Annotated in this window: 10 protein-coding genes; 9 read left to right on the top strand and 1 reads right to left on the bottom strand. The window is 43.9% G+C overall.

Annotated elements, in window-relative coordinates; all coding sequences use genetic code 11:
• The 6 genes from AAGC65_RS22150 to AAGC65_RS22125 all read left to right on the top strand — a co-directional run.
• Positions 1–1,526 (top strand): sodium:solute symporter family transporter (locus AAGC65_RS22150; protein ID WP_343114649.1); only part of this gene is annotated, 1,526 nt, incomplete at its 5' end.
• A gap of 230 nt (positions 1,527–1,756) precedes the next feature.
• A complete protein-coding gene (gene uxuA / locus AAGC65_RS22145; RefSeq protein ID WP_343114648.1) occupies positions 1,757–2,953 on the top strand; it encodes a mannonate dehydratase in 1,197 nt (398 codons plus the stop codon).
• 125 nt (positions 2,954–3,078) lie between these two features.
• Complete coding sequence (gene uxaC, locus AAGC65_RS22140; RefSeq protein WP_343114647.1) at positions 3,079–4,488, top strand: glucuronate isomerase; 1,410 nt, start codon at positions 3,079–3,081, stop codon at positions 4,486–4,488.
• The gene (locus tag AAGC65_RS22135; RefSeq protein WP_343114646.1) at positions 4,488–5,528 is read left to right on the top strand and encodes a sugar kinase; all 1,041 of its coding nucleotides are present in this window, start codon (positions 4,488–4,490) and stop codon (positions 5,526–5,528) included. Before uxaC ends, AAGC65_RS22135 begins: the two co-directional genes overlap by 1 nt.
• The gene (locus AAGC65_RS22130) at positions 5,525–6,184 is read left to right on the top strand and encodes a bifunctional 4-hydroxy-2-oxoglutarate aldolase/2-dehydro-3-deoxy-phosphogluconate aldolase (protein WP_343114645.1); all 660 of its coding nucleotides are present in this window, start codon (positions 5,525–5,527) and stop codon (positions 6,182–6,184) included. Before AAGC65_RS22135 ends, AAGC65_RS22130 begins: the two co-directional genes overlap by 4 nt.
• A 33-nt stretch (positions 6,185–6,217) precedes the next feature.
• On the top strand, positions 6,218–7,504 hold the full coding sequence (locus AAGC65_RS22125) for an MFS transporter (protein ID WP_343114644.1): 1,287 nt from the start codon (positions 6,218–6,220) through the stop codon (positions 7,502–7,504).
• A 74-nt stretch (positions 7,505–7,578) separates the two neighbouring features.
• On the opposite strand, the gene AAGC65_RS22120 is transcribed toward AAGC65_RS22125, so the two are convergent.
• A complete protein-coding gene (locus AAGC65_RS22120) occupies positions 7,579–7,812 on the bottom strand; it encodes a hypothetical protein (protein WP_343114643.1) in 234 nt (77 codons plus the stop codon).
• Positions 7,813–7,983: 171 nt separating this feature from the next.
• Here AAGC65_RS22120 and AAGC65_RS22115 point away from each other — a divergent pair, with 171 nt between their 5' ends.
• From AAGC65_RS22115 to msrA, 3 genes are all read left to right on the top strand, one after another.
• Positions 7,984–8,916, top strand: coding sequence for an MBL fold metallo-hydrolase (locus tag AAGC65_RS22115; RefSeq protein WP_343114642.1), 933 nt, complete (start codon positions 7,984–7,986; stop codon positions 8,914–8,916).
• A gap of 207 nt (positions 8,917–9,123) precedes the next feature.
• The gene (locus AAGC65_RS22110) at positions 9,124–9,348 is read left to right on the top strand and encodes a DUF3820 family protein (RefSeq protein WP_343114650.1); all 225 of its coding nucleotides are present in this window, start codon (positions 9,124–9,126) and stop codon (positions 9,346–9,348) included.
• 90 nt (positions 9,349–9,438) lie between these two features.
• Positions 9,439–10,080 (top strand): peptide-methionine (S)-S-oxide reductase MsrA, encoded by a 642-nt coding sequence (gene msrA, locus AAGC65_RS22105; protein WP_343114641.1) that lies wholly within the window; start codon positions 9,439–9,441, stop codon positions 10,078–10,080.
• The last annotated feature ends 108 nt before the right edge of the window (positions 10,081–10,188 follow it).

Genomic DNA, 10,188 nt, shown 5'->3' with positions numbered 1-10,188 from the left:
CAAATATATCTGCAGAGCAGTTTATCGGAACCAGCGGATCGGCATTCAAGATGGGTTTGGCCATATCTACTTACGAGTGGATGGCGGCTATCACACTGATCATTGTGGCGGTATTTTTTATCCCCGTATATCTTAAAAACAAGATATTTACCATGCCGCAGTTTCTGCACCAGCGTTACAACGGCACCGTGGCCATGATCATGGCTATTTTCTGGTTGCTACTGTACATTGTGGTAAATCTAATGTCAATCCTGTACCTGGGTGCATTAGCTATAAGTGGTATATCTGGTTTAGATATTCATTTGTGTATATGGTTGCTGGCTATATTCGCGGTGATCATTACGCTGGGTGGTATGAAAGTGATTGGTTATACCGATGTTATACAGGTTGCTGTATTAATATTGGGTGGTTTGGTTGCTACTTACCTGGCACTTGATAAGTTAAGTTCATTTACCAATACTCCTGGTATTTTAAGTGGCTTTAAATCAATGTATGGCGAGGCGAACGACCATTTCCATATGATATTCAGAAAGGATAATCCTAACTACATGGATTTGCCGGGCCTGAGCGTTTTAATTGGCGGTATGTGGATCACTAACCTTAACTACTGGGGCTGTAACCAGTATATCACCCAACGTGCTTTAGGTGCAAACCTGAAAACCGCGCGTGGCGGTATCTTATTTGCGGCCTTCCTAAAATTACTGATGCCTGTTATTGTGGTTTTACCTGGTATTGCTGCTTATGTACTTTACCAAAAAGGCATGTTCCATCAGGAAATGATGAGTTCATCAGGTGTGATGGATCCTAATAAAGCTTATCCATCTTTATTGAACTTATTGCCAAGCGGCTTAAAAGGACTTTCATTCGCGGCCTTAACAGCGGCAATTGTAGCTTCATTGGCCGGTAAAGCAAACAGTATTGCCACTATATTTACGCTGGATATTTATAAAAAAGCGATTAATCCGCAGGCTACAGATAAAAAACTGGTAAGTCTGGGTAAATGGAGCGTAGTAGTAGCTATGGTGTTAGGCATTTTATTGTCTGAAGTAATTGGTAACGCGCTGATGGGCGAAGGTAAACAAGGCTTCCAGTACATACAGGAATACACAGGCTTTGTTTCGCCGGGTATTTTTGCCATGTTTATTTTGGGTTTCTTCTGGAAAAAGGCAACTTCAAACGCGGCGCTGTTTGCTACGGTAGGTGGTTTTATCATGTCGTGCTTCTTTAAGTTACTGCCTCGCTTTGCCGATCTCGGCTTCCTGTCGCCATACGGTTTCTCGAAACTGGCCCTGCAGGATGATAAAGTAACGCAACTATACGAGATCCCGTTCCTTGACCGTATGGGTTTTGTATTTATCATTTGCGTTGTAGGTATGTACATCATATCTAAAATAGACGCGGCCAGAGGTGTAACCACCAATGGTTTGGAAATTGATGCTTCGATGTTTAAAACATCAAGAGCGTTTACTGCGGGTGCTTTAATAGTTACCGGTATTGTGGTTGCGCTTTACTCTGTTTTCTGGTAGTAGATACCAATGGCAGATATAAAAAGGGCGGCTTATCATTGATGTGCCGCCCTTTTAGTTAATACAGAATATACCATTTGCTAAAACGTTACATAGTGTAATGGCTATAAAAAGGGCTTTTTAAACATCCGAAAACGATTGCGTGGATTGTTTTGGCTATCCTTTCTAACTTCTGTAAAATGATATGTAATTTGCGATTCAAACCTATTATATAACGATACCATTAATTCATGGTGAATAATTTAGAACAAACATTTCGCTGGTTTGGGCCTACCGATCCGGTTACCCTTACAGCTATCAGGCAAACAGGTGCTACAGGCATTGTTACATCACTTTATCACATACCGAGCGGGGAGGTGTGGAGCCTGGATGAGATCAACGAACGTAAAAAAATAATTGAAGATGCAGGCCTTACCTGGTCGGTAGTGGAGAGCGTGAATATTCACGAGAGTATTAAAACGGCTTCACCAGACAGGGATAAGTACATTGAAAATTATGTAAGCACGCTCAAAAATCTTTCGCTGGCGGGTATCAACATTGTTTGCTACAACTTTATGCCCGTGCTCGACTGGACACGCACAGATCTTGATTTTCTGCTGCCTAATAAAGGTACAGCCTTAAGATACGATGCCAACGCCCTGGCCGCATTTGACCTTTACATATTGGAGCGTGAAGGCGCTGCCAATGATTTTACACCGGCACAGCAAGAGGCGGCCAAAAACTACCTGGATAATATCAGCGCCGAAGAAAAAGAGCAGCTCATCAATAATCTGATGGCTGGCCTGCCCGGAACAAACAAGGTATTGACCATTGCCGAGTTTAAAGAGCATTTAAAACGCTACGCCCATACTGATGCTGCGGCTTTAAAAAACAACCTGGGTTATTTTCTGAAAGGAATTATTCCGGGAGCAGAGGCTGCGGGTGTCAGAATGTGTATCCACCCGGATGATCCGCCGTTCCCGATACTGGGTTTACCACGTGTAGTATCCACAGAGCAGGATTTGGTTGATGTGGTTAATTTTAGTCCATCACCAAGCAATGGCTTAACTTTTTGCAGCGGCTCATTAGGGGCAAGGCCTGATAATGACCTGCCGGGCATTGTGGAGCGTTTAGGTGAACATATCCATTTCCTGCACCTGCGCAATGTACAGCGCGAGGATGATGGCAGCTTTTATGAGGCTGAACACCTGAATGGCAGTACAGATATGTATGCCGTAATGAAAAACATCATCTTAGAACAGCAAAAGCGTAAAGAGAACGGCCGCCAGGATATAGCTATACCGATGCGACCGGATCACGGGCACAAACTGCTGGATGATTTTAACTATAAAACCTATCACGGTTACTCGGCTATTGGAAGGCTGAAAGGCCTAGCCGAATTGCGTGGCCTGGAGATGGGAGTTAAAAGATCGTTGTTTGATAAATAGCCCCTTTAAATCCTCTCCAAAGGAAAGATTTAAAGAGAAAATCTTAGAACCCTCTCCTTTGGAGAGGGCAGGGTGAGGCTCTACATAATTAAGAGAATAAAAGACATTTTACCTGCATAAGCACAATGAAGAATTTTTTAGATCAGGATTTTTTACTGCAAACTAAAACTGCGCAGCGCCTGTACCATGAATATGCCGCTGCACTACCCATAATTGATTATCACTGCCATTTGCCGCCTGACCAGATAGCCAGCGACCTGAATTTCAAGAACCTGACACATGCCTGGCTTTACGGCGATCACTATAAGTGGCGTGCAATGCGTGCCAACGGCGTTAACGAAGCTTTTATCACCGGTAATAAAACCGACCAGGAAAAGTTTGAAAAATGGGCCGAAACCGTGCCATATACCCTGCGTAACCCCTTGTATCACTGGACGCACCTGGAACTGCAACGCTATTTTGATATTCATGATCTGCTGACATCAGCAACTGCACAAAAAATATATGCCGATTGCAGCGCCAAACTGATAACTCCGGAGTACAGCGTACGTAACCTTTTGAAAGGCAAAAATGTAGAGGTGGTTTGCACCACAGATGATCCGCTGGATAACCTGGCTTATCATCAGCAAATAAAGCAAAGTGATTATTCTATCAAAGTGCTGCCAGCCTTCAGGCCGGATAAGGCTATGAACGCGGATGATCTGACCGCTTTGAACACTTATATTGACCAACTACAACAGGTTGCCAATGCCGATATTGCAACGCTTGATGATTACCTGAACGCGTTGAAAACTCGTCATGATTATTTTGCAGCCAATGGCTGTACTTTATCTGATCATGGTTTGGAGCAGATCTACGCTGAGGATTATATTGATAGCGAGATAGCTGCTATTTTCCTGAAGATACGTGGCAAACAAGCTTTATTGCCATTGGAGATACTGAAGTTTAAATCGGCCATGTTGTTTCAGTTTGCCGTATGGGATCATGAAAAAGGCTGGGTTCAGCAGTATCACCTTGGCGCGCTGCGTAATAATAATACCCGTGGCTTAACTAATTCGGGCCCTGATACCGGCTGGGATTCTATTGGTGATTTTACCCAGGCAGCGGCCCTGTCAAAATTCCTGAATAAGCTTGATCTGAATAACCAGCTGACCAAAACCATCATTTATAACTTAAACCCTTCCGATAACGAGGTGTTTGCCGCCATGACCGGTAACTTTAACGACGGTTCGATAGCAGGCAAAGTACAGTTTGGCTCGGCCTGGTGGTTTTTGGATCAAAAAGATGGGATGACCAAGCAGCTCAATTCCCTGTCAAATATCGGTCTTGTTAGCCGTATGGTAGGTATGCTAACCGATTCGCGCAGTTTTTTATCGTTCCCAAGGCATGAGTATTTCCGCAGGTTGGTTTGTAACTTGTTTGGCGATGATATTGAAAACGGTGAACTGCCAAATGATATAGCATGGACAGGTAAGATCATCCAGGATATATGCTACTACAACGCTAAAAACTATTTTAACTTCGATCAGCAATAATGAGTAACCCTTTTGAAAACATATCGCCCAAAGGCAGCATACTTTCATTTGGCGAATTACTGCTCCGGATATGCCCCGACGCGGGCGGCGAATGGCTGAACGATAACCAATTGCCATTTTTTGTTGGCGGGGCCGAACTGAACGTAGCTACAGCCCTGGCTTTATGGTGCTTGCCATCGGCTTATTTTACGGCTGTGCCTGATAACGCCCTGTCTGATCAGATACTAAATTATCTTCAACAGAAAAAAATTGATACCACACCTGTTTTTAAACACGGTGACCGGATTGGTTTATACTATTTAACCCGGGGTAAGGATATCAAGAACAATGCCCTCATCTATGACCGGGCCAACTCCGCCTTCGCGGCTTTAAAAACCGGTCAGGTTAATTGGGATACGGTACTGGAGGGTGTAAGCTGGTTCCACTTCAGCGCTATTTGCCCGGCTATAAGTCAGGATGCTGCTGATGTGTGCGCCGAGGTGCTGGAAGCGGCAGCGGCCCGTAACATCACCATTTCGGTTGATCTGAATTACCGGGCAAGGCTTTGGCAATATGGCAAGCTACCAGTTGATATTATGCCCGCACTGGTAAAATATGCCGATTTGATCATGGGTAATATCTGGGCAGCCGAAAGGATGCTGGGTATTGCTGTGGAAGAGGAAGTTACAGAATCCGGCCAGAAAAGCATCTATTTGAAAGAAGCCCAAAAGTCATCACAAGGCGTTATGAAGCAATTTCCTAAGTGCAAAGCGGTGGCCAACACTTTCCGCTTTGACGCTGGTGAAGGGATAACCTATTATACCGCTTTGTATGATGGTGATAAGCTGCATGCTTCGCAACAGTATGATACTGATAAGGTAGTAGATAAAGTAGGCAGCGGCGACTGCTTTATGGCAGGCCTTATTTACGGGCTTTACAACAATTTGAGTCCGCTGGATACCTTGGAGTTTGCCACATCGGCGGCTTATCAGAAATTATTTATTGAAGGCGATGCAACCAATAAAACGGTTGAAGAAATTACAAAAGCAATAAAATTATGAGTAAAAAAGATATAGTACTGGATGCCATATTAACGCAGGGATCATTACCCCTGTTTTTTTATGAAGATGCACAGGTGAGCCTTGAAATAACCAGAACCCTGTACAAGGCTGGCATCAGGGTATTTGAATACACAAACCGTGGCCCGGCCGCACTTGAAAACTTTAAAGTGCTTAAAAAAGCGCAACAGGACGAAATGCACGATCTGCATTTAGGAATAGGCACCGTTAAAACTGCTGCCGAGGCAGCGGCTTACATAACCGCCGGTGCCGACTTTATTGTGGCCCCGGTTATCAATCCCGAAGTTGGGGCGATGGCCAAACAGCATGGTATGTTATGGATACCGGGCTGTATGACGCCAACCGAGATCAATACGGCGCAACAACATGAGGCGGCGCTGATCAAACTGTTCCCGGCCAATATTTTAGGCCCGGAGTTTATGTCATCTATCAGAGAATTATTTGCAGGACAGTTATTTATACCAACAGGTGGGGTTGAGTTAAATATAGATAGCATCAGTAACTGGTTCAGGGCCGGGGTTTGCGCGGTGGGCATGGGAAGTAAGCTCATCAGTAAAAAAGTACTGGAAAACCGTTTGTATGATCAGCTGTATGCCGATACGCTGAAGCTTATGGAATTGGTGCAAACCAGTAAATAAACCAAAACAACCAATTAACTAAAACCAATCATAATGAAAGAAACCAAAGTAGGAAACTACAGATGGGTAGTGGTAACACTCCTGTTTTTTGCCACTACCATCAACTACCTTGACAGGCAGGTTATAGGCTTGTTAAAACCCGTATTAGAGATCCAGTTTCATTGGACAGAAACCGATTATGGCTACATTGTAATGGCGTTTTCAACCGCCTACGCCATTGGTTTGCTGGCTTTTGGTGGCTTTATTGATAAAATAGGTACAAAATTAGGCTATACGATATCATTAATTGTATGGAGTGTTGCAGCCATGTTACATGCTGTGGTTAAAAGCACATTTGGTTTCGGAGTAGTTAGGGCGGCATTAGGGATAGGAGAATCCGGTAACTTTCCGGCGGCTATCAAAGTAGTAGCAGAATGGTTTCCTAAAAAGGAGCGGGCACTTGCAACGGGCATATTTAACTCGGGAGCTAACATAGGTGCCGTGGTTGCTCCAATTATGGTACCCTGGATACTGGGCGTTTACGGTTGGCAAATGGCTTTTATTATTACCGGCGCCATTGGTTTCGTTTGGCTTATATTTTGGTGGATATATTATGAAATACCATCAAAACATAAAAAAATATCGAAGGCAGAGTTTGATCATATCCACAGCGATTCTGAAGAGGTAGTTGCCGGTGATGAAACCAAAGTGAAATGGGTACAACTTTTTGCCATCAGGCAAACCTGGACTTTCGTGATCGGCAAGTTCCTGACCGACCCAATCTGGTGGTTTTTCCTGTTCTGGCTACCTTCCTATTTTTCAAGCACCTTTAACCTTGATTTGAAAAAACCAAGCTTGCCACTTATCATTGTTTATACGGCAACCTCAATTGGCAGTATTGGTGGTGGCTACTTATCGTCATACTTCATTAAAAAAGGATGGCCTGTATTTAAGGCCCGCAAAACATCCATGTTCATATTCGCGTTATGTGTATTGCCTATCCTTTCGGCTAAATATGCAACTAATATTTGGCAGGCGGTAGCGCTTATCAGTTTAGCGGCGGCGGCCCACCAGGCCTGGAGCGCTAATATTTTTACCACGGCTTCAGATATGTTCCCGAAAAAGGCTTTAAGCTCAATTGTAGGTATAGGGGGGATGGCCGGTTCTGTTGGCGGTATACTGTTCCCTTTATTGGTTGGTAATATTCTGGAGTTTTATAAAGAATCGGGGCATCTTACAACCGGTTATAATATCATATTTTTTATATGCGGTTGTGCTTATCTGTTAGCATGGTTTATTATGCACATGCTTTCACCAAGAATGAAACCTGTTAATTTATAACAGGCTGTAACCGTCAGGGAATTACGGGGTGTTCGTTTTGAGATTGCGAACGCCCCTTTACCCTGAATTCTTTTCTATGCTTTGCTCACCTTTTCAGCAAGCTCATCTATCCATCCTGATAAATAGGGTTCTGTTCCGGTAAGCCTGATCCATTGTCCATCAGCATCTTTTGCTATAATCAGGTGCAGCGTACCGTCTATCGATTTAAATTCATAAGCGTTAGCGAAATTCGGGTATGAAATTGCTTCTACAATGCCATCTATCGAGCTATCGGTACCGCTAAGGGTTACTTCAAATTGTTGTTCCATAATGTATAAATTTATAAACTAACACGCTTTAAGGGCTTTGTGTTTGCTTTAAATTGCGGTATTAGGGAGGTTTGAACCTGGTTTAGCTATCGGCTCTTGAAATTAAGTCCAAACTTGTTTATATTCAAACTTTTAACATCAGCTTGTTGTTCTGTTAATAATTAAAAAACAATGAACAGATTAGTTGATTCAAAATATTTTCAGGTAACACAAAGGGTATGGGGCACCAGGCTCCTGTTTGTTAATATTTACATGATAGCCAACCGGCCCGGATCTGCAAAAGGCTGGGTTTTGGTTGATACGGGTTTAAAAGGCTCATCGGCAAAAATTATAGCTATGGCCGAGGCATTGTTCGGTCCGGGCACCAAGCCATCAGCCATTGTACTTACACACGGCCATGCCGACCATGCAGGCAGCCTGCCCGAACTGTTAATGCATTGGAATTTACCGGTATATGCTCACCGGTTGGAAGTGCCGTATTTAACCGGTTTATCATCATATCCGCCAACTGATCCTTTCGTTGGCGGCGGGTTAATGAGTCTGGCTTCGGTATTTTTTCCGGTTAAGCCTTTACATATTCGCCATAAAATTAAGGCAATTAATGTAGAAGAGGGGATACCTGAACTGCCGGAATGGGAGGTGATAGAAACTCCCGGCCATTCACCGGGCCATATATCTTTATACCTGCCCGGAACGTCGGTGTTATTAGCAGGCGATGCATTGGCTACTACCCAGGCAGAATCCGCCATCTCTGTATATAATTATACGCCCAAACTCAGCGGGCCTCCAAAATATTTTACCACAAACTGGGTAGCTGCCGCTGCATCTGTTCGTAAAATAGCTGCTGCTAATCCACGAACCACTGCCCCCGGGCATGGGCATGTGATGCGTGGCCGCGAAATGCAGGATGCCCTGCAGGAGCTTGCAGATAATTTTGAGGAAATGGCTGTACCCTCAAGTGGACGTTATGTAGATAACCCTGCCACAGCCAACGAAACAGGTGTTACCTACGTGCCGCCCTTTGTAAGCAGCACAGGGTTTAAAGTTGCCCTGTCATTTGCCGCGGCACTGGCAGGGTTTATGATCATGAGGCAGTTAAGGTGAAGAGCCCCACCCAACCCTCCCAGACGTCCCGTCATCCTGAACTTGTTTCAGGATCTCACATGTTGAGTAAACATCATGCATAAATTTGTCCTGTGGGATGCCGAACTAAATTCGGCATGACGATATTAAATAGAAGACTTACGAAGTTTTTAAAACTTCGTAAGTCTTGCTTTCACACCTAAACTCTATATTTACCGTGTGAAAAACATGCAGCCCGACCCTAAAATATTGGTTGATATCGTACAAATGAAGATGCCGTATGGTAAATATAAAGGAACCATTATAGCCGATATCCCTGTAAGCTACCTGGAATGGATGGCCGGTAAGGGTTTTACCAAAGATAAAATGGGCATGCTATTATCTACCACCTTCGAGATCAAAACCAACGGGCTTGGCGAAATACTGACGATGGTTAAAAAATCATTACGGTAGAATAAACCATTACTTCAAGATTACCCTTTTCTGACATCCGGCTGTAAGGATTGCACCGTATATTCGACTAACAACATAAAACATAATACCATGAATAAGTTGATCTTATATATAGCGGGCGTTTTCCTGTTCGTAGGTTGCGCCAACGGACAATCATCTGATAAGTTTGCCAAATTACCGCAGCCTAAGGCCGGTGAAGCCATTGCCACTTTTGGCGGGGGATGTTTCTGGAGCATGAGCGAAGCATTGTCTGAACTTAAAGGTGTAAATAAGGTAGTTTCCGGATATGCCGGCGGCAATACCAAAAATCCAACCTACAGGGAGGTGAGTTCGCAGAGTACCAACCATGCCGAAACGGTGCAGGTTTACTACGATCCGAAAAAGATAAGTTATGAAAAATTGGTGGAGGGCTTTTTCTTTGCCCATGATCCCACCACACTGAACCGCCAGGGACCTGATGAAGGTACTGATTACCGTTCAATAGCTTTTTACCGTACCCCGGAAGAAAAAAATATATTACTGACTGCTATAAAAAGGGTGAACGAGTCAAAACATTACAATAACCCGATAGTAACACAGGTTGTACCTTTCACAGCTTTTTATCCCGCCGAAGCATATCATCAGGGATACTATCGTACGCATGGCGATAATCCATACATCGAAAGCGTATCTGAACCCAAAGTTTTGAAATTCAGAAAGGCTATGGCAGCTGATCTGAAACCGGGATTTTGAGGCCCTCTAAGGGGAGTTATAGCCATGAAAAGGCATAGCTTAGAAAAATCAGTTGTTTATCGACTCACCCCGACATCGCTACGCTTGTCGACCCTCTCTTCAGCTTCG

Origin of the sequence: Mucilaginibacter sp., from assembly GCF_039207105.1 — a bacterium.
Classification (GTDB): Bacteria; Bacteroidota; Bacteroidia; order Sphingobacteriales; family Sphingobacteriaceae; genus Mucilaginibacter.
This window is presented reverse-complemented; position numbering and strand designations above follow the sequence as displayed.

What these genes read in the sequence shown, in the direction of transcription:
- AAGC65_RS22135 (WP_343114646.1), top strand. Translation starts at nt 4,488, where the DNA reads ATGAGTAACCCTTTTGAAAACATATCGCCCAAAGGCAGCATACTTTCA.
- uxaC (WP_343114647.1), top strand. Translation starts at nt 3,079, where the DNA reads ATGAAGAATTTTTTAGATCAGGATTTTTTACTGCAAACTAAAACTGCG.
- AAGC65_RS22130 (WP_343114645.1), top strand. Translation starts at nt 5,525, where the DNA reads ATGAGTAAAAAAGATATAGTACTGGATGCCATATTAACGCAGGGATCA.
- AAGC65_RS22110 (WP_343114650.1), top strand. Translation starts at nt 9,124, where the DNA reads ATGCAGCCCGACCCTAAAATATTGGTTGATATCGTACAAATGAAGATG.
- msrA (WP_343114641.1), top strand. Translation starts at nt 9,439, where the DNA reads ATGAATAAGTTGATCTTATATATAGCGGGCGTTTTCCTGTTCGTAGGT.
- AAGC65_RS22115 (WP_343114642.1), top strand. Translation starts at nt 7,984, where the DNA reads ATGAACAGATTAGTTGATTCAAAATATTTTCAGGTAACACAAAGGGTA.
- uxuA (WP_343114648.1), top strand. Translation starts at nt 1,757, where the DNA reads ATGGTGAATAATTTAGAACAAACATTTCGCTGGTTTGGGCCTACCGAT.
- AAGC65_RS22125 (WP_343114644.1), top strand. Translation starts at nt 6,218, where the DNA reads ATGAAAGAAACCAAAGTAGGAAACTACAGATGGGTAGTGGTAACACTC.
- AAGC65_RS22120 (WP_343114643.1), bottom strand. Translation starts at nt 7,812, where the DNA reads ATGGAACAACAATTTGAAGTAACCCTTAGCGGTACCGATAGCTCGATA.